Below are 21,436 nucleotides of genomic sequence, written 5' to 3' on the forward strand. Positions count from 1 at the left end.
AACATAATAGTTTATGTGAGTAATTAGGAGGCCGGCAAGTTGAAACAAAAAGTGATAGTCATCGGTGGAGGAATTATAGGAACTTCAATCGCCTATTACCTTTCAAAAAATGAAGTAGATGTTACATTGTTTGAGTCAAAAGATATTGCTGCAGGTTCCTCTGGTTCTTGTGATCGAGCTATTATGATCCAGTCTAAAAAACCAGGACCAACTTTAGATTTAGCTTTAAAAAGCGCAGAAATGTACAAGACCCTTGAATTAGAATTGGAAGAAGATCTGGAGTACCGAAAAGGTGGAGGAATGATTTTAATTGAAAATGAATTTGAACTAGAAGTCATTCAAGAAATGGTAGAAAGGCAAAATCAGGCTGGATTAGATGTCTCCATTATTAGTGGGGAAGATGCGAGAGAAAAAGTTCCTTTACTTTCCAAAAGTATCATTGCTTCAACTTGGTGGTCAGAAGATGCGGAAATAAATCCTATGGGGACAGCCTTTGCTTTTGCAAGGGCTGCCCAAAAAAGAAATGCAAAGATGGAATTAAATTATATCGTTCAAGGATTTCTAATTGAAAATGGTCGTGTTGTCGGAGTAAAAGCGAATAATGAGAACTTCTATGCAGATGGCGTTGTAGTTTGTACAGGTGTTTGGACAAAAAGCCTACTTCAATCCATTAACATTGATGTACCAATTGTTCCGAGGAAAGGTGAGATTCTAGTAACAGAACGATTACCGAAAGTAATAGATTGCAATATTTTAAGCGGTTCTTATATTGCATCAAAGCTACAAAAAGGTAATGATAACCCTTATGGGATTGGGTTGGCAATTGGACAGACGAAGAGTGGAACTCTGTTAATCGGTGGATCTCGTGAATTCGTCGGTTTTGACAGTTCAACAAATAGTACAGTAATTAGAGAAATTGCAAAAAGGGCCGTACAAGCTTTTCCTTTTTTAAAAAATGTCAATTTAATTAGGACGTTTTCTGGTCTAAGGCCATTTACTCCAGACAATTTACCTATTTTAGGTGAGATTCCTAGTGTGGAAGGTTTATTTATAGCTGCAGGGCATGAGGGAGATGGAATAGCTTTAGCACCAATAACAGGAAAATTAATGGCAGAGATCATCTGTGGACAAAATACAGATTTTGATATGGAACCTTTTAGTATTCAACGATTTGCGAATATGAAAATTTAAAGTAGTTTGTATTATTTCTTTAGGAGAATCGTAATGAAAAGGAAAGAAATACCATATAAAGACCTGAAATCAGATAAAGTCAGTTTCATCTTTAATGATATAACTGTTACAGGTGTTAGGGGACAACCTATAGCGGTTGCTTTAATGTCTAATGGTATTTATACAATTAGACATTGTGAAGTTACTGGTGAGCCAAGAGGAATCTATTGTGGAATCGGACATTGCTACGAATGTAGGGCTACTGTCAATGGGATTCCAAGCAAACGAACATGTTTAACTTTAATAGAAGAAGGTATGATCGTCTCGAGTGATACAGACATTAGCTATGGAGCTGAATAAAGATGGATGTGGATGTATTAATAGTAGGAGCAGGTCCAGCAGGTATAGTATCTTCAATTGAACTTGCAAAACGAGGTCTTAAGGTAGTCGTCATAGATGAATACTACAAACCTGGAGGCCGCCTGTTAGGTCAACTATATGAAGATCCAAATCTTCCAAAGGAAAATAATCTTTGGGATGGTAAAGTAATCGCATCAAAATTAACGGAGGAAGCAGTTGCGCTAGGTGTCACTATTCTATGTGAAACAACTGCCTGGAAGATTGAAGAACAATTTATAGTTTATATAACGGATACTACTGTAAAAGAAATTCATACTAAAGCAATTATATTAGCTACCGGAGCTATAGAAAAAGCTTTACCAGTTAAAGGGTGGACTAAAGTAGGGGCAATAAGTGTCGGAGCAGCCCAGACATTTACGAATCTTCATAATGTGAAAGTAGGAAGTAATGTAGTTTTTGTTGGAATTGACCCACTTTCAATTTCTGTTGCATTAGAAATGAAACATGCAGGTATTAATGTGCTAGGAATGTTTTTACCGGCTCCTTCAATGCTAGTTAGTGAGAAGAGTAACCCAAAAATAACGTTAGAAACCCTAGCTTTAGCATCTAATTTAGCACCAAATAAACTATTTCGGATTTTCGGGAAATTTGTAAAAGGAAAAATATCAAATTTAGTACTGAGTATGTTGAAGTTTAATTTAATAAAAATTAATGGAATTCCTATTTATTTAAGAAAGGCAGTTACGGAAATAAATGGGAAACGGAAAGTTGAAAGTGTAACGATAAAGAAACTCTCAGTAAAAGGTCAAATAAACCGAGATCAAGAAAAGACCCTTTATGTTAATACTGTTTGCTTGTCAGGAGGTTTATTACCTTTAGTTGATAGTTCACAGTTAGTTAACTGCGAGATGGTAGACATTCCGAAATTGGGCGGTATTGTCCCTTTACATAACCAATTTTTAAAAACGACGATTGATGGTGTGTATGTAGCCGGTAATATAACTGGTATAGAGGGTGCAAAAGTAGCGATGGCCCAAGGTAAACTTGCTGCTTTAAGTTTGTTATATGATCTTCAATTAGTGGAGCAAGATGAGGTTATAGAGGCCTTTGAATCTGTTGAAGTAGCTAGAATTGAATCACCATTACAATTCTATCCTGAAATTAAAATAGGAAGACAAATTATGAAAGACAAATGGGAAGAGTTTCAGGGAGTAAGGGGCGTTGTTAATTGAGCGATATAATCATTTGTCGTTGTGAAGGGGTTCGTTTACACGAAATTCTAGCTTCAATTGAAGATGGTGCAAATTCAGTTCAAGGAATAAAAAAACGTTGCAGAGTTGGAATGGGTTATTGCCAAGGTAGAACATGTCAACCTGTAATTAGAGAAGTGCTAATTAATAAATTAGGTTCAAACCCAATAGACCGAACTTCAAAAATTCAATCCCCTATTCGACCGGTACTATTGAGGGATTTATAAAAAAGAGAAGGCTCTACCGACAAAATCGAGTAGAGCCTAAATTGTATTGAATTGTCAGAATTGTTTGTGTACCTGGTACAACCTTAAGACAATCTATTTCGATAATCTTCATAACTGAAGCTGCGAACGACTTTAACGCCCTCTTCTTCGTTATATAAGCAAATGCTTGGTAAGTTGACACCATTAAACATATGGTTTTTCACCATTGTGTAATGGGCCATATCAGTGAAGACAACTTTGTCTCCTGCCTTTAATGGTTGATCGAAAGAGTAATCCCCGATCACATCTCCAGCCAGACAAGTCATTCCACCTAAACGATATGTATGTGCTTTATCGTTTGGTGTACTTGCACCGATAATTTGTGGGCGATATGGCATTTCTAGAACGTCTGGCATATGACATGTTGCAGAACTATCTAAAATCGCGATATCCATACCATTTTTCACAACATCTAGAACTGTTGTTACTAGGTAACCAGTATTTAAAGCAATCGCTTCACCTGGCTCTAAAATGACATGTACATCATATTTCTCTTTAATATAGTTAATTAAGTTAACTAACTTATCCACATCATAATCTGGGCGAGTAATATGGTGGCCACCACCAAAGTTTACCCACTTCATTTGATGTAGGTAAGGACCGTACTTTTCCTCAAAGTGAGGAAGGATACGTTCTAAAACATCAGAGTTTTGCTCACACATCGCATGGAAATGAATTCCTTCAACACCGTCTAATTCGTCGGGACGGAATTGGTCAAATGGAATACCTAAGCGAGAGTTTAGCGCACAAGGATCATATAATTCTGTTTCAACTTCAGAGTATCCCGGGTTTACACGTAATCCAATAGAAACGTGTTTATCTAAACTTTGGACTTTTTCTTTGTATTTATTTAATTGATCAAATGAGTTAAATACAATATGATCTACGTATTTTAAATACTCATCAATTTCATGCTCTGCATATGCAGGTGCGTATGCATGCACTTCTTTTCCAAACTCTTCGTACCCTAAGCGTGCCTCGAATAATGAGCTAGATGTGATCCCTTTTAGATATTGATTTACCATTGGGAAAGTTGAAAACATCGAAAATCCCTTTAATGCTAATAAAATATCGCAACCAGTTCGATCTTGAACAGATTTTAAAATTTCTAAATTACGTTTAAGCAAGCGCTCGTCTACAATATAGCTAGGTGAAGGCACTTGTGTCCAATCGATTTGTTTCATTTATTTAGCCTCTTCTTTTTCAAGATCAAGGTCGATTAGTTCAGGATTGAAGCTTTCTTGCCATGGTAGACCCCATTTGTTTAATGCTTCCATGAATGGATCTGGATCGAACTCTTCTACATTATATACACCAGGTTTTTGCCAAGTACCGTTCATTACAAGCATTGCACCAATCATAGCTGGTACACCTGTTGTGTAAGAAATTGCTTGTGAACCAACTTCGCGATAACATTCTTCATGGTCACAAACGTTATATACATAGTACGTTTTTTCTTCGCCGTCTTTAATACCGCGTGCAATAACACCGATATTTGTTTTCCCTTTTGTACGTGGCCCAAGAGAAGCTGGATCTGGTAATACTGCTTTTAAGAATTGTAATGGTTGAATCATTTTACCTTCGAATTCGATAGGCTCAATGGATGTCATACCAACATTTTCTAAAACATTTAAGTGAGTGATATATTTTTGGGAGAACGTCATCCAGAAGCGGATTTGTTTAATTCCCGTAATGTTTTTTGCTAAAGATTCTAATTCTTCGTGGTATAGAAGGTACATATCTTTAGGTCCAATTTCAGGGAAGTTATATACCTCTTTGTATTCTAAAGGTTCAGTTTCAACCCATTCTCCTTCTTTCCAGTAACGGCCATTCGCTGTAATTTCACGAATATTAATTTCTGGGTTGAAGTTTGTAGCGAAAGGATACCCGTGGTCACCCGCATTCGCATCTAAAATATCGATATAGTGGATTTCATCGAAATAGTGTTTTAGTGCGTATGCACTGAATACACCTGTTACACCTGGGTCAAATCCGCTACCTAATAGTGCAGTAAGACCAGCTTTTTCGAATTTTTCTTTATATGCCCATTGCCATTTATATTCAAACTTAGCTGTTTCAGGTGGCTCGTAGTTTGCAGTATCTACGTAGTGAACACCTGTTGCTAAACATGCATCCATAATTGTTAAGTCTTGATATGGTAAAGCTACGTTAATTACCACATCTGGTTTAAATCCATTGATTAATTCAATTAGTTCGTCCACATTATCCGCATCTACTTGAGCTGTATGGATAATTGTTTTACCGCCGTCTAATTTTTCTTTTAAAGCGTCACATTTTGACTTCGTTCGACTAGCGATCATAATCTCCTCGAACACTTCTGAATTTTGTACACATTTGTGCACGACTACACTAGCTACACCGCCAGCACCAATAATCAATGCTTTACCCAATTCCTTATTACCTCCTTAATGAGATCGTCTATATTATGTGCTACAAATATTCGCACAATAAAACAGATTATACAGAATTTACTTTTTCGTATCAATGACTTTTTTTCAAAATATTACATGAAATGTAGAACATTTTCTACTAGTTGTTCACTTTCTATTATCCCTACGAAATTATAGGTTAAACCAAATGAATGAAATTATGTTTCATTTATTGATTCGAGATGGAAATATGTCCGATAAATCCAAAATAGTGTCCGATATTCCAAACAAAGTGTCCAATAAACTCTGAAAACTGTCCGATAACCATAAAAATACAAGAAACAAGAATTTTGTTCTAGTCAATATAGAACACATTTGTTATAATGAATATAGAACAGATACAAAGAAACAAACAGATTGGAGAGTCTAAATATGATGATTCAGATTGAGCCTGATACAGATATACCAATTTATACACAACTAACGAATCAAATTATTGAGGGAATTGCTCGTGGCCATATTAAGCCGGGGGATTCATTACCTTCTGTTAGATCTTTTGCTGCAGACCTTGGTGTTAATATGCACACTGTGAATAAAAGTTATCATGAGCTTGAGAAAAAGGGAATTATTCAAATTGTTCCTAAATCAGGTGCAGTCATTATTAAACACGAAGGAATCGATGATGTAACATATCAAAAACTGAAGGAAGATGTAAAGCCGCATATTGCAGAGGCAATGGTGTTTGGTATGACAGAAGAGGATATTCAACAATTAGTGAAATCAATTATAGTTGAACTTAAAGAAAAAAATTAAAAAAACAACAAAGAAGGAGGACGTTCAATGTCAGTTTCATTAGTAATAAGTGCGGTTATAATTTTATTTCTTGTAATTGTGCAAACGGTAGTTCCTTATTTAGTGAAGAGAACTGTAGTATTTGGTGTGACGATTCCAGAGCAATATCTTCGAGACACCAAACTTACACAATATAAAAAACAGTATTCAATATTCACAATAGTTGTAGGGCTGATCGCCTTAGCAGCATATATTGGATGGGCAGCTAATAATCAACTAACTGAAGAACAGATTATTATTGTTGGTACATTTATTGAATTTGGAATCATTATTATTAGCTTGTCTTTATATTTTTATTTTCACGGGAAAATTAAACAACTTAAACAGGTAAATAAATGGACGGAAAATTTAAAGCAGGTGAAGGTAACGGATTTATCTATCCGCTCTCAAGATGAAATGCTACCGTGGTTTGTGTTTTTACTTCCGATGATCATCACAATTGGTTTAATGATATATACGATAATGAATTACCATTTATTGCCTGATCTAATCCCTACACATTGGGGTCCAACTGGTGAACCTGATGCCTTTACGGCTAAAACACCATTTACAGCAGTGCAAATGCCCGGAATGCTACTGTTAATGCAAATAATGTTTATATTCGTTCATATAGGGACAAAAAAGTCTGGCATAAAATTAAGTGCAACGAATGCATTGGCTTCGAAAAGACGACAACTTGGTATGCGAAAATATTCAAGCTGGTTATTGTTCTTTGTCAGTTTCGCAGTAACAATCATGTTTTCTTATTTCCAACTATCAACGATTCATCCGAACTTGTTTGAAGGAACATCATTACAACTTATTATTCCATTTGGATTTTTAGCATTAGTCTTAATCGCTACGATTATCTTTTCCATTAAGGTCGGGCGATCAGATAAAGAAATTGAACCTATTATAGAGGGGGACATTACAGATATTGATGAAGATCGCTATTGGAAGGGTGGTCTATGGTATTTCAATAAGAACGATCCATCTATTTTTGTAGAAAAGCGTTTTGGTATAGGATACACTTTAAACTTTGCAAATCCGCTAGGCTATTTAATCGTTTTAGTTCCGCTTGTAATTATCTTATTGGTTTCGTTTTTCTTAAACTGATATAGGGGAGATTGCCTTGAAATTGAAACTAGACTTCAAGATTGCTTTATTGTTAGCTGTAATTTGTTTTATCGGGGGATTGTTAATAATCCCCTACTCATTTAATGCATTACAGAGTCTTTTACCTGCAGAATTTGAAAAAGCAATCGCTTCAATTACAATGCCTTTTCCGATTCTAATGTTAGTTAGTGCTCTTCAGGTGGGAATCGTAACTTTAATTCTTGCTTTTATAGGGTTAAAAGTAGCTCGTAAAGCTGGATTTTCTATTGCTATATTAGATGCTCTCTTTAATAAAGAAAAGATTCTTATCGATAAAGCGGGAATGCTATTAGCCATTGTGTTTGGTGCTATTACAGCGTTTACCCTTTCAGGTGGGGATTATTTCTACTTTCAATACAAAATTGAGGCAATTGCTCAAACTGAACAAAAATTTTCCCTCATTGGTTTAGCAGCAGGTGCTTTATACGGTGGGGTATTTGAGGAAGTATTGTTAAGATTGTTGTTTATGAGTATAGTTATTTGGATCTTCTTAATAATCACAAGAAAAACTTTTGGTACGTTAAATCCTGCATTTTTCTGGTTTGCTATCATTCTAGCAGCAGTGCTATTTGCAGTGGGTCATTTACCAGCAACAGAAGTTTACTTTGGAGAATTGAACAGTACCTTAATTGTTCGAAGTTTATTATTAAATGGTATTGGTGGAATCTTTTTTGGTTACCTTTATTGGAAAAAAGGTTTGGAATATGCAATAGTAGCCCATATGTTTTCGCATATTTGGTTACAAATCGTCTTCATCCCTATCTTCTATTAAATTTTTAAAAAACATCCTACTTACTAGATTAATAGCAGGTAGGATGTTTTATTTTTATGAAATTGTAGAAACATCTCCGATTTGAGTTGCGTTCTCTTTTTGTTGTTGTTTCTTTAATTTTCTTACATCAAAGCGAATCCACAATGAAATACATAATGAAATACCGATTAATAATGAGAATAAATAGAATACAGGCACGTAACTATTTGTTGCATTACGGATTGTTGTAACGATAATTGGACCGAAAATTCCACCTAAAGACCAAGTCGTTAATAAGTAACCGTGAATAACGCCAAGTTGTTTTGTACCAAATAAATCACTTGCAAATGCAGGAAGATTTGAGAATCCTCCGCCATAACAGCTAACTACAAGGAAAATGAATAATTGGAATAGAATGACGTTCGTTGTAAATGGAAGTGTAACGAAAGTAATTAACTGAATGACAAAGAAAATTACGAATACGTTATGTCTTCCGATATAATCTGAAGCGGCAGCCCAAAGTAATCGGCCCCCTCCATTGAATAAGCCCATTAAACCAACCATTGTTGCAGCTCCTGCCACAGATAACCCTACAATTTCTTGAGCCATTGGAGACGCTACAGAAATCATCATAATACCTGCTGTTACATTCACCAAGTGCATAGACCAAAGCATCCAGAAATGTTTAGTTTTCACAGCTTCTCTTGCAGAAAGTTGTCCAAGTGGTTGAATCCCCTTAGATGAACTTGCGTACTTATCTACTGAAGTGTTCACAGCTGGCGGTGCGATATAAAGAGCACCAATTATCATTAAAACAAAGTAACTAATACCTAAAATGAAGTAAGTATTTGAAATACTAACAGTTTCCATTAAATATGTAGCAACAGGTGCTGTAAGTAGTGCGCCTGATCCAAAACCAAGTACTGCCATCCCAGTTGCTAACCCTCTGCGATCTGGGAACCATTTTACTAAAGTTGAAACTGGAGCGATGTAACCAATACCCATACCTAAACCACTTAACACCCCATATGTTAACCAATAAAGGACTATAGAGTCTGATAGAATTGCGATCCCTGAACCTGCTTGTCCAGCTCCAAAAAGTACAGCTGCGACCATTGCTGATTTACGTGGCCCTAATTTCTCTACCAAACTACCGAATAGTGCTGCAGCAAATCCTGCTAACCCCATCATTATCGTAAATGCGATCGTTACTTCTGTAGTTCCCCATCCCATTTGCTCCGTAATTGGATTTTTATAAACGCTATATGCGTATGCACCACCAATAGATAAATGAATAGCAATAGCTGAAAGTGCAATTAACCATCTATTTTTATTCATAGTTTCTCTTTCAACCCCTTATTTTCTAACATTGGAATTTTTCGCGAATAATTCTTGTATAAAAACATAACATTTTTCAAAATAACATTGCAACAAGAATTTTCGCAAAAATACTTTCCTTAAATAGAAATTTTATAGATTGAAAGAGAAAATATCTGTTTTACTGTTTTATAACAGTATGTGAATAGGGTGGTCGAAACCTTATGTATAGCGGTGTTTCATTGTACTATTTGAAGAATGGTACAGGGGCGGATAGGTCTAAAGTAGAAAAAATAAGTTTTAGGTAAAAAATAATGATTTTTTCTAGAGTATTTACTAGTAATATAATTTTAAGTGTTGGATATAAATGTAAAACACTATACTATAATCACGTTTTATAGATGTATAAAAATACAAAAGGTGGAAATGAAATTGTATAATTTATCTCCACCTGTTAGATATTTATTTATTTTTTAAATGCATCTTAGCAACAATTTCTACCCTTGCAGTTTGAGGGAACATATCTACTGGTTGAATGTATTCAACAGTATATAGTTTTGTTAATTCAGCCAAATCCTTCGCAAAAGTGGAAGGGTTGCAAGACGTATATACGAAACGTTTAGGTTTTATTTTTAACACAGTTTTAATAAAGCTAGGAGCAAGACCTGTGCGCGGAGGGTCAACTGTGATCACATCTGGAACAAAACCTTCGCGACGCCATTTTTCAAGCCATTCTTCTGCAGTACCTGTATAGTATTTAGCGTGTTTAAATCCATGATTACGAGCATTCTTCTTCGCATCGATAATACTTTCAGGAACAACGTCCATGCCTCGAACTTCTTTTGCATCTTTAGCTAGCCATAATCCAATTGTTCCCACACCACAATATGCATCAACGACTGTTTCTTTTCCTGTCAGTTCAGCAGCTTTTTTGATTTCATCATATAAATGGACAGTTTGCTCTGGGTTAAGCTGGAAAAATGCTCTTGATGAAAGATCGAATGCAAGCTCACCTAGTTTTTCATGTATTGTTTCTTTCCCGTATAAGGTAATTGTTTCATCACCAAAAATAAGCGATGTCTTTTCTCGATTCACATTTTGTGTGATTGACACGATGCTAGGGTCAATTTTTAACATTCTTTCAATGAGTTCCTCTTTATGTGGTAGTTCTTTTCTAGTTGTCACAAGACAAACTTGAGTTTCACCTGTTGAAATACCTGTTCGTACAACAATTGTACGAACTAAACCATTTAAAGATTTTCCGTCATATATGGAGATATTTAATTTTTGTAGAATTTTACGTGTGCCAACTGTAATTTTTGATGTAAGCGGATGTTGAACTGCACAATCGTTAATGTTTAGTAATTTATTTGTCCCTTCTACATATAGACCGGCATATACTCGTTTTCCTTCTTTGCGAACTTGGAAAGAGCTTTTATTTCGGTAGTGCCAAGGATCGTCCATACCAATTGTTGGTCGAACATCTAGTGAATCTGCAATTGGCTTCACATATTTTTCCAGAGATTGAACGACCATGTCACGCTTTTCTTTTAATTGACCTTCATATGTTAAGTGCTGAAGTTGACATCCTCCACATTCTGCATATACCGGACAACTTGGTTCTTGTCGATATGGTGATGTCGTTCGTATGTTTAAGACTTCTGCTTCTGCAAAGCTTCGTTGTACGTTCGTAACTTTTACAGTTACTACTTCACCTGGTAAAGCTCCTTTCACAAACACAACATTGCGTTTGAAAAAGCCTACACCTTCACCATTTATTCCTAATCGTTTTATCGTTAAAGGAAATTTTTGACCAATTTCCATTATTACTTTGTTACTCAAGCTTTTTCACGTCCTTCATTTGAACTTCTTCTACTTTATATCGGAAATATAGACTAAAGCAAGTGAAGAAAATTCTCCAAATATTATTAAAAGTATAATATTACTCAAGTATTTATACTCGCATTTACTTCGATTTCGTGATATTGTAATAGCAATCGAATATTATTGTCCTTCGGGGTCGGGTGAAATTCCCAATCGACGGTGATGAAGCAATTCTAAGCCCGTGAGCTCTATTCGAGCAGGATTTGGTGCGAATCCAAAGCCGACAGTTAAAGTCTGGATGGGAGAAGGATGTAAATGTAAAAAGCTATTAATCATTTATTAATGGTTTAATTTCTTATTGCATTTTAGCATGTAACGGACACTCCCACTTAATTTTTTTAAGTGGGCTTTTGTTTGTTTTAAAACTCTTTTTGAATGTATTTCAAAAAGGCTTTTTAGTCATGCAAGTATTTAATAAACTCCCAAAACCTCTTAGGCAAACAATGCTTAAGTGGTTTTTATTTTGCTTTTTTGTAAATACAAAGAAAAGCAAGGGAGACAATGGTATTTCGGTCAATCGTTAAACACCAATTTACAAAATTAAGTAGAGGTGAAGTTATGTTTACGGGAATTATAGAAGAGATAGGAAAAGTAACTGCAATTAAAAAAGATTCAACAAGCATGGAACTTACACTACATTGTCCCAAAATATTAACAGATGCCCACCTAGGAGATAGTATTTCGGTTAATGGTGTTTGCCTAACGATAACCAATTTACAAAATGAGCAAATGACTGTGGATGTTATGCCAGAGACTGTAAAAGCTACGAATATACATCAACTTAAAATTGGTGATCCAGTTAATTTAGAACGAGCGATGGCAGCCAATGGTCGATTTGGAGGACATTTTGTTTCAGGACATGTTGATGGATCAGGAATAATCCGTGGTATTAAACCTGTATCTAATGCGGTTTATATTGAAATTGGCATATCAAAGGAACTTGCTGAAAATTGCATTCCAAGAGGGTCAATTACAATAGACGGTACAAGTTTGACGATTTTTAATGTGACGGAGCAAAGTGTAACAATCTCACTGATTCCACATACTTTCTCTGAGACGATATTAGGAATGAAAAAAGTCGGAGATCAAGTAAATATTGAAACAGATTTACTTGGTAAATATATACAACATCATATAAAAAATAAAGAAAATCAATCAAATATTACGCTCGATTTTCTAAGACAGCATGGATTCTAAAAGGTGGTGGCTTGTGTGTTAGATAATATTAAAGATGCTATAGAAGACTTAAAACAAGGAAAGTTAATAATAGTTGTAGATGATGAAAATCGTGAAAATGAAGGCGATCTAGTCGCTTTAGCTGAATTTGCAACACCGGAAAATATTAATTTCATGGCAACTTATGGACGAGGATTAATTTGTACACCGATAACAGAAGAGTTAGCAAATCAACTTCACTTTAATTCAATGGTAGAAAATAATACAGATAATCACCAAACAGCATTTACAGTGAGTATTGATCATATCGAAACGACAACAGGAATTAGTGCGTATGAGCGTTCATTTACGATTCAACAATTAATGAATCTAAGTGCAAAACCTGAACATTTTCGTAGACCAGGTCATGTATTTCCGCTTGTAGCAAAACCGAATGGAGTAATCGAAAGACCAGGACATACAGAAGCAGCTGTAGATTTAGCAACACTTTGTGGAAGTTTCCCAGCAGGTGTTATTTGTGAAATTATGGCGGATGATGGCACGATGTTACGTCTAGATGGTTTATTGGAATACGCTAAAAAACACGATTTAAAAATAATTTCGATTGCTGATTTAGTTCAGTATCGTTTACGAAATGAAAACTTAGTATAAAAGGAGACATAAAAAAATGGGTAGAACATTTGAAGCACAATTAATAGGTACAGATTTAAAAGTTGGAATTGTAGTAGGTCGATTTAATGAGTTTATAACATCAAAATTAGTATCTGGTGCATTAGATGGTTTAAAAAGACATGGAGTAAATGAAGAAAATATAGACGTTGCGTGGGTTCCAGGTGCATTTGAACTACCATTTATCGCAAAACAGATGGTGGAGACAGGAAATTACGATGCAGTAATTGCGTTAGGTACAGTTATTCGTGGAGCTACTAGTCATTACGATTATGTAAATAACGAAGCAGCTAAAGGAATTGCTAAAGTATCATTGGACGCAAATGTACCTGTAATTTTTGGTTTAGTGACAACTGAAAACATCGAGCAAGCGATTGAACGTGCAGGAACAAAAGCAGGAAATAAGGGATATGATTCAGCTGTATCCGCTATTGAAATGGCAAACTTAAAGAAAATGTTTAAGTAAGTAAAAAAGGGATCTTATCGTAAGGTCCCTTTTTCTATGCTGTATTTAATTCTTTTTAGTTTCCAATGCATGATCTAGTACAAGATTATCTAGAGAATCAAATGTATACCCTTGTTTCTTCGCTTCTTGAATAAACTTCGGTAAACCTTCTGCATTGTGCTTTGCTACGGTATGCAATAAAATGACAGCACCCGGATGCAATTGTTTCATAAGTTCGTTATATGCGTAATCTCCGCTTTTCGTTGAATTTCGATCCCAATCTACAAAAGCGATGGACCAGAAAATGTGACGGTACCCGTGTTTATTACCAACTTCAAGAACTTTTTCGCTAAAGATTCCCTCTGGCGGTCGGGCATAGTGAGTGCGTTCAACGCCAGTATATTCTTTTAGGACATTATCAAAGTCTTCCCATTCTTTTACCATTTCTTCTTCTGAAAGTCTCGCCATATTCGGGTGGCCATAAGAATGATTCCCAATTATGTGTCCATCATCGACCATTCTTTTCACGAGATCAGTTGCGCTTTTTACATAATGTCCAGTTAAGAAAAATGTTGCAGGTACATTTTCTTGTTTCAATGTATCAAGAATACTTTCGGTATAACCATTTTCAAAACCGTTATCGAATGTTAAGTAAATGACTTTTTTGTCTGGTTTTCCTTTGTACAGTGAGTCATGCTTTTTTAGAACAGACTCTAGTTCACCACCAACATTTACAGGTTCGCCATTCGTCGATTTTTTAAATCCCCAACTGTATTCTTTTGCGTTTGCGACGGATGGATTTGATACAAATGCAATTATAACTGTAATGATTATAAGTAAAGTATTTATTATATGTTTTTTCCGCATAGTAAATGGACCTCCTTTTGTCAAAATTAGATTGTGCTAAAAATGAATCATTATGCGGTGCTACATTGGTAGGAAAAAATACCAAGGAATACTTCAAATGAAACATCAGAAAAAACAATGTATACTAGGCTTTAAAGGAGTGTTTCTATGCAAGTTATTTCAAAGATTACTCGGCAGAAAAAAAATGACCAGCGATATAATATATATTTAAATGAACAATATGCCTTTGCAGTCGATGAATCTACTCTTATAAAGTTTGGTTTAACAAAAGGAAAAATACTCGAGCCATTTGATATCGATGAAATTACATATGAAGATGAAATTGCCAAAGCGTTCAATAGAGGTTTGAATTTTTTAAGTTATCAAATGCGTAGTGAATATGAAGTAAAAAAGAAGTTGTTGGATGCAGGCTTTGGAGAAGCAGTAGTGCTAGAAGCGATTCGAAAACTTGAGAAACTTGGATTTTTGAATGACGAAACATATTCAAAAGCACTTCTTGAAACGAAAAAGAAAACAGCAAAAAAGGGTCCTAAAGCGATTAAGCAAGATTTAATTAAAAAGGGAATCGATAAAGAAACCCAAGAAAAAGTGCTAAACACCTTTACATATGATGAACAACTAAAAATTGCATTGTCTCTAGCAGAGAAAACAGCTAAAGCAAATGCAAAAAAAACTCCGATGCAAGTAAAACAAAAAATCCAAGAGTTTTTGTCTCGAAAAGGATACTCTTTTGATATTATCAATGAGATACTTGACCAAATTGACCTAGAGCGAGAAGATGATGATTGGCAACATATCGTTAGTCTTCAAGGGGAAAAAATATGGAAGAAATATAGTGCGAAATTTACAGATAATGAACTTCGGATGAAAGTTAAACAAGCCTTATATCAAAAAGGTTTTCCTATAGAGGTAATTGATCAGTTTATAGAGGAAAAGGAGAGCGAATAGTATGGAAAAAAGTTATGCGTCAATGACGGAACAAGAACTCCGTGAAGAAATTGCAAATTTAAAAGAAAAAGCTCGTAAAGCGGAACAATTAGGAATTGTAAATGAATTTGCTGTGTATGAAAGAAAAGCAGTAATGGCTGCTGCATATTTAATTGACCCGGACACAATTGAAAAAGGTGAAATCTATCGTCTAGATGGATCACCTGGTGAGTATTTCAAAGTAGAGTATTTAAAAGGTCGTTTTGCTTGGGGCTATCGTCTTGGTGGAGAACAGTTCGAAGAAGCTTTACCTATTTCGTTATTATTACCAGTGAAAGCAGGAAAATAGAATGGATGCAAATGTAATTATTGAACAGTTAACTCAGGATCTTTTGTCAAAGAACACTCATTTATCTGTTGGGAAGGCTAGAACGTGGATAGAATTACTTTGGAGTGATTTCGAAACGACTTATGCAAAAGCTGGTTATGAATATCGAGGAGCAGAATATACTGAGCGAATTATTCGTCAATGGATAGAAAGTTATGGAGATAAAATTCATGAATTCGCTGGACGAAATCCAAAGTATGCACATTTATTGGATGAAAGTGATGAGTCATTGAATTAATGAGGGCTTAACTTTTGACCAATTTTTGGCGGATACTAATAATCATTGAAAAAACACAAGAATGCTCAGCTACAAGAACATTCTTGTGTTTTACTTATTGTTAAAATCAACTAGAACCAATCTGTAATTTTCTTTGTAATTTATCTTCACTAAAAATCCAGCCTGTATATGAATTAACAATATTCAACTCATCATCTAAATGGGCAACGGCAACAAAAGGGTAACGATCGTTACTTCGGTATCGTAAGTCAATTAAACGGACTTCCGTTAATCCACTCGGAAGTTCGGAAATCTCCCAATTGTACAATGGGGAGAATGAGACAAATGCTGCTAAATTTGTATCACTTAAAGCTTTTTCCACTAAAGGAGTTTTAGGAATGGGACGAATTTCAATCTTGTCGTGAATATTTACAGTTCGACCATATGCTCGTCCAACATAATAGTGGGTTTTTGACTTTGCAGCAACCCGCCAATAAAAGAACCGCAATGTTGGAGCGACAATGACATAGTCTTCATCTTGTATGGTATTGCTAACTGCATTTTTTACAGCAGATTGAATAGCAAATCTTAAAAGATAATAAATAAAAATGATAAAATACATAATGCCGAAAGTAACTACTGGATTTGCTCCAAAAGCCCAAAGCAAAATACCGATACAATGGAGTCCGAAAATAATGGGGTCAAACGTATTTATGACACCCAATGCAACCCACTTTTTTGAAAAAGGTCGTAGTGCTTGTGTTCCATAGGCATTAAATATATCAACAAAAACATGGAGAAAGACCGCTAAAAAAGTCCAAAGCCATAAGTGAAAAATATTCGCATTTTCTACAATAAGTGACAATAAACCTGTAATTGCAAGTGGCCATAAGATGACAGCTGGAATTGAATGCGTAATTCCACGATGATGTCTTATATAAACCGCATTATTTCTTAATTTTAAAACAGTATCGACATCAGGAGCTTGAGAACCTAAGATTGTACCTGCCATTACGGCACCAAATGTCATGGAATTTTGAGCCACAACAGGATCTACAAGTGCAAGGCCACCTAAAGCAACACCCATTACAAGATGTGTACCAGAATCCATATTTATCAACTCCTTATGTCGGAGATTTACTATAAGACTATTATATTGGATAAATACCCACTTATCCTCAATCTTATTATACCCTTTTTACGTAAAATTAAATCTGTTCAAGGAGGATGTCGTGAAATATCCATATAAAAATGAATTTACCTCGAATCTTGTGGAATGGTACCACGGTGAAAAACGTGATCTTCCATGGAGGCGTACAAATGATCCATACAAAATTTGGGTTTCTGAAGTAATGCTGCAGCAAACGCGCGTTGATACAGTAATCCCTTATTATAATAGATTTTTAGAAAAATACCCAACACCACAATCATTAGCTTATGCCCCACAAGAAGAACTATTGAAAATGTGGGAAGGTTTAGGTTATTACTCCAGAGCACGAAATTTACAATCTGGAGTAAGGGAAGTCGTTGAAAAATATGATGGACAAGTTCCAAATAACCGTCATGACCTATCAAAATTAAAAGGAATCGGCCCCTATACAGCTGGAGCCATATTAAGTATTGCATTTAATGAACCTGAACATGCGGTTGATGGTAATGTAATGAGAGTACTAAGTCGAGTGCTACATATTAAAGAAGATATTGCTGTAACTAAGACGAAAAAAATATTTGAAGAAGCAGTAATGGATTTAATTGACCAAGATGATCCAGGTGCGTTTAATCAAGGTTTAATGGATCTAGGAGCGCAAATATGTACACCAACATCGCCAAAATGTCTTCTTTGCCCTGTCAGAGAATATTGTATGGCGTTTCAGGAAGGGCATCCAGAAGAACTGCCTATAAAATCAAAAAAGACAAAATCAAAAACAATCCAGTACAATGTGTTTGTCATTAAAGATGGTAACGGACATTACTTGGTAGAGAAGAGACCTGATGAAGGGTTACTTGCAAGTATGTGGCAGTTTCCAATGCTTGAGAAACTAAAGAATCAATCATCGGAAAAGATTTATGAGGCGTTGGAAAATAATTATAATGTTAAGTTAAAAGGCAATTTAGATAATCCGATTCTTGAATTTAAACATATCTTTTCTCACTTAACGTGGGAGATGGCATATTATCTTGTTGAAGCTGAGCACGAAGGAGACCGTTCAGAAATATGTGGTTTCTATAGCCTTGAAGAGATTGGACAATTACCGATGTCAGTACCAATGTTGAAGGTTTTGAATAGTCTGAAATAATTAATTTGAGAATTTGTCGAATAATCTCTATCCAATCAGCCCACAATAGTTTATGTGGAGGTGAAATAGAGATGGCAAAAAACAATAACAACCGTAACAACAATAACAACAATAATAACAACAACAACAACAATGCTGAGTTCGCAGCAGAGCAAGATTTTGCTCAACAAAACAACAAACAAAAACAACAAAATAACCAACGCAACAACAACCGCAACAACAACAATAACAACAATAACCGATAAGTTTTAACTTCATTAAAGTAAAAACCTCCAACGTCTTAAAGCGGAAATATGAAATGCAATCATAAACCCCTTTCTGTTGGATTCAAATGAAGTTAAAGCCTGCGGTGGGTGCAACAGATATTTACCGAGCGTGCTCGATAAAAATCTGGCTGCTAATACGCCAATGGCATTGATTAAATGGTTACATTTAGGTATAGACAATTGCAAATTGTCTATACCTAATATTTTTTATTGTGAAATTGTCCGTTCTTCCTGCTACAAGTTTTGGTAATCCATTGCTATAATATAATTGGAATATATATTATTTAACTTCGAAAATTTTATAGCAAAGATAAAGGTGGGCTTTTATATGGCAATACCGGTAGAAGGAGAAAAGATACAAATACATAGCTATAAACATAATGGACAGATTCACCGAGTTTGGCAGGAAACGACGGTGTTAAAAGGAACGAAAAATATATTTATTGGTGCGAATGAGAGAACGCTTGTTACCGAATCAGATGGACGAACATGGTTAACAAGGGAACCATCAATCTGTTACTTCCATGCTGAGCATTGGTTTAATATAATTTGCATGTTAAGAGAAGATGGTGTTTACTATTACTGTAATATGAGTTCTCCATATGTGTTTGATAACAATGCAATTAAATATATTGATTACGATCTTGATATTAAGGTGTTTCCAGATATGACTTATACTTTGTTAGATGAAGACGAATACAATCAACATAAAAAAGAAATGGGTTATCCCGAAGTGATCGATAAGATATTGAAGCGCAATGTTCAAAAACTAATTAGTTGGATTAAACAAAGAAGAGGTCCTTTTGCGCAAGATTTTATCGAAGTGTGGACAAATCGTTATCAATTTATGAAAGAAATGCAATCATCCAATGAATAAGTAAATGCGCCTATTGGTCGAATTGCCAATAGGCTTTTCTAAGGTTATGAATAGTTATGGATTCATGGAGGCAAAACATAACTTGCAGCACGATGAAAGGAAGTGAATTCAAAACCTTGGGTAGTATGCGGCGTTATATGAGGTTTGTTAAACCTTACAAATGGGAAATTTTTGTAACATTATTAATTGGAATTTTAAAATTTGCAATACCATTATTTATTCCGTTTCTTACAAAGATCGTCATTGACGATATTATTTTAGAAGAATCTTTATCCTCAGGTGAAAAAATCACACAGTTAGTTTATTGGCTTGGTGGAACGGTCATTTTATTCTTCATCATTCGTCCCCCTATTGAATATTACCGTCAATATTTCGCCCAACATGTAGGAAATAAAGTGTTGTTCGATATTCGTAAAGAACTATTTGGTCATCTTCAAAAGTTAAGTTTAAAGTATTATGCGAATACGCGAGCAGGGGAAGTTATTTCCCGAGTAATAAATGATGTCGAACAAACGAAGAACTTCATTATGATTGGATTAATGAACTTGTGGCTCGATATGGCGACAATTCTAATCGTCATCGGCATTATGCTTTCAATGGACGTTGGTTTAACGCTTGTTGCAATTATTTCATTACCTCTTTTTGCAATCAGTGTTAAGTATTTTTTCGGAAAGCTACGAGACTTAACAAGAAAACGATCTCAAGCTTTAGCTGGAGTTCAAAGTTATTTACATGAACGGGTAAGTGGTATAAGCATTATTAAAAGCTTTGCCCTTGAAAAACATGAACAACAAATTTTTGATAAGGAAAACGGTGAATTTTTAGACCGTTCCCTTGATCATACCGTTTGGAATGCAAAATCCTTTGCTGTGGTCAATACGATTACTGATATTGCGCCACTTTTAGTTATTGGTTGGGCAGGTTATGAAGTAATTAATGGGAATTTAACTGTAGGAACAGTGGCTGCTTTTATGGGATATATTGAACGTTTATACGCACCATTACGAAGATTAATGAACTCTTCTACGACTTTAACGCAGTCCATAGCATCTATGGATCGTATGTTTGAGTTAATGGATGAAAAATATGATGTCACTGACAAAACAGATGCTAGAAATTTGCCTGCTATTAAGGGACAAGTGGACTTTGAAAAAGTGACTTTTAAATATGATGAGGATGGGCAAACCATATTAAATCATATAGATTTTCAAATTAAACCTGGAGAAACAGCTGCTTTTGTTGGAATGAGTGGTGGAGGAAAATCCACGATAGTTAGCTTAATTCCACGATTTTATGATGTGACAAGCGGAGCAGTTAAAATTGATGGGGTGAATGTAGCAGATATTACCCAGCGTTCGTTACGTTCTCAAATTGGGATCGTTTTACAGGACAATATTTTGTTCAGCGACTCAGTAAAGCAAAATATCCTAATGGGTAGACCTGATGCGACAGATGAAGAGGTCATTGAGGCTGCAAAGGCGGCAAATGCACATGATTTCATCATGTCATTACCTGATGGTTATGATACTAAAGTGGGAGAGCGCGGTGTGAAGCTATCTGGCGGACAAAAACAACGTGTGGCAATTGCACGAGTGTTCCTGAAAAATCCACCAATCTTAGTTTTAGACGAGGCGACTTCAGCATTAGATTTAGAAAGTGAAGCTTTAATTCAAGAGTCTTTAGAACAACTAGCTCACAATCGTACAACAATTATGATTGCCCACCGTCTATCTACAATTACTCATGCAGATAAAATTTTTGTAATCGATCATGGTGAGTTAGTGGAACAAGGTACACATGATGAATTAATGGAAAAGCAAGGTATTTATTACGACCTGTTCCAAATACAGAAGTTAGATTAATAAGTAAAATGAAATGCTCAATTCCCGTCAGTGGAATTGGGCATTTTTTAATTACTTGATTTTAGGAAAAA

23 protein-coding genes and 1 riboswitch are annotated in these 21,436 nt (G+C 35.3%); of the genes, 17 read left to right on the plus strand and 6 right to left on the minus strand.

Features of this window, described 5'->3' with window-relative positions:
• Positions 1–39: 39 nt before the first annotated feature.
• From CRO45_RS17790 to CRO45_RS17805, 4 genes are read left to right on the plus strand one after another with little or no spacing between them, the layout of a single operon-like run.
• Positions 40–1,191, plus strand: coding sequence for an NAD(P)/FAD-dependent oxidoreductase (locus tag CRO45_RS17790; RefSeq protein WP_097150976.1), 1,152 nt, complete (start codon positions 40–42; stop codon positions 1,189–1,191).
• A 33-nt stretch (positions 1,192–1,224) separates the two neighbouring features.
• Entirely contained in the window at positions 1,225–1,530 is a 306-nt protein-coding gene (locus tag CRO45_RS17795) for a (2Fe-2S)-binding protein (protein ID WP_097150977.1), read from the plus strand.
• 2 nt (positions 1,531–1,532) lie between these two features.
• Complete coding sequence (locus CRO45_RS17800) at positions 1,533–2,762, plus strand: NAD(P)/FAD-dependent oxidoreductase (RefSeq protein WP_097150978.1); 1,230 nt, start codon at positions 1,533–1,535, stop codon at positions 2,760–2,762.
• Positions 2,759–3,007 (plus strand): (2Fe-2S)-binding protein, encoded by a 249-nt coding sequence (locus tag CRO45_RS17805; protein ID WP_097150979.1) that lies wholly within the window; start codon positions 2,759–2,761, stop codon positions 3,005–3,007. The genes CRO45_RS17800 and CRO45_RS17805 overlap by 4 nt, the downstream gene beginning before the upstream one ends.
• 83 nt (positions 3,008–3,090) lie before the next feature.
• On the opposite strand, the gene nspC is transcribed toward CRO45_RS17805, so the two are convergent.
• Positions 3,091–4,230: a carboxynorspermidine decarboxylase gene (nspC, locus tag CRO45_RS17810; RefSeq protein WP_097150980.1), complete on the minus strand. Its 1,140-nt coding sequence runs from the start codon at positions 4,228–4,230 to the stop codon at positions 3,091–3,093.
• Complete coding sequence (locus tag CRO45_RS17815; protein ID WP_097150981.1) at positions 4,231–5,457, minus strand: saccharopine dehydrogenase family protein; 1,227 nt, start codon at positions 5,455–5,457, stop codon at positions 4,231–4,233.
• 411 nt (positions 5,458–5,868) lie between these two features.
• Here CRO45_RS17815 and CRO45_RS17820 point away from each other — a divergent pair, with 411 nt between their 5' ends.
• From CRO45_RS17820 to CRO45_RS17830, 3 genes are read left to right on the plus strand one after another with little or no spacing between them, the layout of a single operon-like run.
• Positions 5,869–6,249 (plus strand): GntR family transcriptional regulator, encoded by a 381-nt coding sequence (locus CRO45_RS17820; RefSeq protein WP_097150982.1) that lies wholly within the window; start codon positions 5,869–5,871, stop codon positions 6,247–6,249.
• 27 nt (positions 6,250–6,276) lie between these two features.
• Positions 6,277–7,383 carry a DUF1648 domain-containing protein gene (locus CRO45_RS17825; RefSeq protein WP_097150983.1) on the plus strand — a complete coding sequence of 369 codons (1,107 nt, stop codon included), beginning with the start codon at positions 6,277–6,279 and terminating at the stop codon, positions 7,381–7,383.
• Between the two features lie 16 nt (positions 7,384–7,399).
• On the plus strand, positions 7,400–8,194 hold the full coding sequence (locus CRO45_RS17830) for a CPBP family glutamic-type intramembrane protease (protein ID WP_097150984.1): 795 nt from the start codon (positions 7,400–7,402) through the stop codon (positions 8,192–8,194).
• Between the two features lie 54 nt (positions 8,195–8,248).
• On the opposite strand, the gene CRO45_RS17835 is transcribed toward CRO45_RS17830, so the two are convergent.
• Positions 8,249–9,511, minus strand: a complete 1,263-nt coding sequence (locus CRO45_RS17835) for an L-lactate MFS transporter (RefSeq protein WP_097150985.1) — start codon at positions 9,509–9,511, stop codon at positions 8,249–8,251.
• Positions 9,512–9,952: 441 nt separating this feature from the next.
• A complete protein-coding gene (gene rlmD, locus CRO45_RS17840) occupies positions 9,953–11,314 on the minus strand; it encodes a 23S rRNA (uracil(1939)-C(5))-methyltransferase RlmD (protein WP_408057170.1) in 1,362 nt (453 codons plus the stop codon).
• Between the two features lie 182 nt (positions 11,315–11,496).
• Positions 11,497–11,628: riboswitch (FMN riboswitch) on the plus strand.
• A gap of 304 nt (positions 11,629–11,932) precedes the next feature.
• On the opposite strand from rlmD, the gene ribE reads away from it, so the two are divergent.
• Genes ribE through ribH form a run of 3 tightly spaced genes read left to right on the plus strand, consistent with a single transcriptional unit; the run spans position 11,933 to position 13,685 of the window.
• The gene (ribE, locus tag CRO45_RS17845; RefSeq protein ID WP_097151006.1) at positions 11,933–12,571 is read left to right on the plus strand and encodes a riboflavin synthase; all 639 of its coding nucleotides are present in this window, start codon (positions 11,933–11,935) and stop codon (positions 12,569–12,571) included.
• Between the two features lie 15 nt (positions 12,572–12,586).
• Entirely contained in the window at positions 12,587–13,201 is a 615-nt protein-coding gene (gene ribB, locus CRO45_RS17850; RefSeq protein ID WP_097150987.1) for a 3,4-dihydroxy-2-butanone-4-phosphate synthase, read from the plus strand.
• Positions 13,202–13,217: 16 nt separating this feature from the next.
• Positions 13,218–13,685 carry a 6,7-dimethyl-8-ribityllumazine synthase gene (gene ribH / locus CRO45_RS17855; RefSeq protein ID WP_097150988.1) on the plus strand — a complete coding sequence of 156 codons (468 nt, stop codon included), beginning with the start codon at positions 13,218–13,220 and terminating at the stop codon, positions 13,683–13,685.
• A 45-nt stretch (positions 13,686–13,730) separates the two neighbouring features.
• Here ribH and CRO45_RS17860 read toward each other — a convergent pair whose 3' ends face one another.
• A complete protein-coding gene (locus CRO45_RS17860) occupies positions 13,731–14,531 on the minus strand; it encodes a polysaccharide deacetylase family protein (RefSeq protein ID WP_097150989.1) in 801 nt (266 codons plus the stop codon).
• 147 nt (positions 14,532–14,678) lie between these two features.
• Here CRO45_RS17860 and recX point away from each other — a divergent pair, with 147 nt between their 5' ends.
• The 3 genes from recX to CRO45_RS17875 are packed head-to-tail and all read left to right on the plus strand — an operon-like array spanning position 14,679 to position 16,084.
• Positions 14,679–15,479, plus strand: a complete 801-nt coding sequence (recX, locus tag CRO45_RS17865; protein WP_097150990.1) for a recombination regulator RecX — start codon at positions 14,679–14,681, stop codon at positions 15,477–15,479.
• A 1-nt stretch (position 15,480) separates the two neighbouring features.
• Positions 15,481–15,807 (plus strand): YfhH family protein, encoded by a 327-nt coding sequence (locus tag CRO45_RS17870; protein ID WP_097150991.1) that lies wholly within the window; start codon positions 15,481–15,483, stop codon positions 15,805–15,807.
• 1 nt (position 15,808) lies between these two features.
• On the plus strand, positions 15,809–16,084 hold the full coding sequence (locus tag CRO45_RS17875; protein WP_097150992.1) for a YfhJ family protein: 276 nt from the start codon (positions 15,809–15,811) through the stop codon (positions 16,082–16,084).
• Between the two features lie 106 nt (positions 16,085–16,190).
• On the opposite strand, the gene CRO45_RS17880 is transcribed toward CRO45_RS17875, so the two are convergent.
• Positions 16,191–17,174 (minus strand): metal-dependent hydrolase, encoded by a 984-nt coding sequence (locus tag CRO45_RS17880; RefSeq protein WP_097150993.1) that lies wholly within the window; start codon positions 17,172–17,174, stop codon positions 16,191–16,193.
• 121 nt (positions 17,175–17,295) lie between these two features.
• On the opposite strand from CRO45_RS17880, the gene mutY reads away from it, so the two are divergent.
• From mutY to CRO45_RS17895, 4 genes are all read left to right on the plus strand, one after another.
• Positions 17,296–18,360, plus strand: coding sequence for an A/G-specific adenine glycosylase (gene mutY, locus CRO45_RS17885; protein ID WP_097150994.1), 1,065 nt, complete (start codon positions 17,296–17,298; stop codon positions 18,358–18,360).
• A gap of 71 nt (positions 18,361–18,431) precedes the next feature.
• The gene (locus CRO45_RS20165) at positions 18,432–18,605 is read left to right on the plus strand and encodes a hypothetical protein (protein ID WP_170949552.1); all 174 of its coding nucleotides are present in this window, start codon (positions 18,432–18,434) and stop codon (positions 18,603–18,605) included.
• A 349-nt stretch (positions 18,606–18,954) separates the two neighbouring features.
• Complete coding sequence (gene ntdP, locus CRO45_RS17890) at positions 18,955–19,503, plus strand: nucleoside tri-diphosphate phosphatase (protein WP_097150995.1); 549 nt, start codon at positions 18,955–18,957, stop codon at positions 19,501–19,503.
• Between the two features lie 137 nt (positions 19,504–19,640).
• Positions 19,641–21,365: an ABC transporter ATP-binding protein gene (locus CRO45_RS17895; protein WP_170949553.1), complete on the plus strand. Its 1,725-nt coding sequence runs from the start codon at positions 19,641–19,643 to the stop codon at positions 21,363–21,365.
• The last annotated feature ends 71 nt before the right edge of the window (positions 21,366–21,436 follow it).

It is taken from the genome of Ureibacillus acetophenoni (assembly GCF_900220965.1).
Taxonomy (GTDB): Bacteria; Bacillota; Bacilli; order Bacillales_A; family Planococcaceae; genus Ureibacillus; species Ureibacillus acetophenoni.

Coding starts and splice junctions, on each gene's coding strand:
- ntdP (WP_097150995.1), top strand. CDS start 18,955: ATGGCAATACCGGTAGAAGGAGAAAAGATACAAATACATAGCTATAAA.
- CRO45_RS17870 (WP_097150991.1), top strand. CDS start 15,481: ATGGAAAAAAGTTATGCGTCAATGACGGAACAAGAACTCCGTGAAGAA.
- ribH (WP_097150988.1), top strand. CDS start 13,218: ATGGGTAGAACATTTGAAGCACAATTAATAGGTACAGATTTAAAAGTT.
- CRO45_RS20165 (WP_170949552.1), top strand. CDS start 18,432: ATGGCAAAAAACAATAACAACCGTAACAACAATAACAACAATAATAAC.
- recX (WP_097150990.1), top strand. CDS start 14,679: ATGCAAGTTATTTCAAAGATTACTCGGCAGAAAAAAAATGACCAGCGA.
- CRO45_RS17820 (WP_097150982.1), top strand. CDS start 5,869: ATGATGATTCAGATTGAGCCTGATACAGATATACCAATTTATACACAA.
- CRO45_RS17825 (WP_097150983.1), top strand. CDS start 6,277: ATGTCAGTTTCATTAGTAATAAGTGCGGTTATAATTTTATTTCTTGTA.
- CRO45_RS17835 (WP_097150985.1), bottom strand. CDS start 9,511: ATGAATAAAAATAGATGGTTAATTGCACTTTCAGCTATTGCTATTCAT.
- CRO45_RS17895 (WP_170949553.1), top strand. CDS start 19,641: ATGAGGTTTGTTAAACCTTACAAATGGGAAATTTTTGTAACATTATTA.
- CRO45_RS17880 (WP_097150993.1), bottom strand. CDS start 17,174: ATGGATTCTGGTACACATCTTGTAATGGGTGTTGCTTTAGGTGGCCTT.
- CRO45_RS17800 (WP_097150978.1), top strand. CDS start 1,533: ATGGATGTGGATGTATTAATAGTAGGAGCAGGTCCAGCAGGTATAGTA.
- rlmD (WP_408057170.1), bottom strand. CDS start 11,314: ATGGAAATTGGTCAAAAATTTCCTTTAACGATAAAACGATTAGGAATA.
- nspC (WP_097150980.1), bottom strand. CDS start 4,230: ATGAAACAAATCGATTGGACACAAGTGCCTTCACCTAGCTATATTGTA.
- CRO45_RS17860 (WP_097150989.1), bottom strand. CDS start 14,531: ATGCGGAAAAAACATATAATAAATACTTTACTTATAATCATTACAGTT.
- CRO45_RS17875 (WP_097150992.1), top strand. CDS start 15,809: ATGGATGCAAATGTAATTATTGAACAGTTAACTCAGGATCTTTTGTCA.
- CRO45_RS17795 (WP_097150977.1), top strand. CDS start 1,225: ATGAAAAGGAAAGAAATACCATATAAAGACCTGAAATCAGATAAAGTC.
- ribE (WP_097151006.1), top strand. CDS start 11,933: ATGTTTACGGGAATTATAGAAGAGATAGGAAAAGTAACTGCAATTAAA.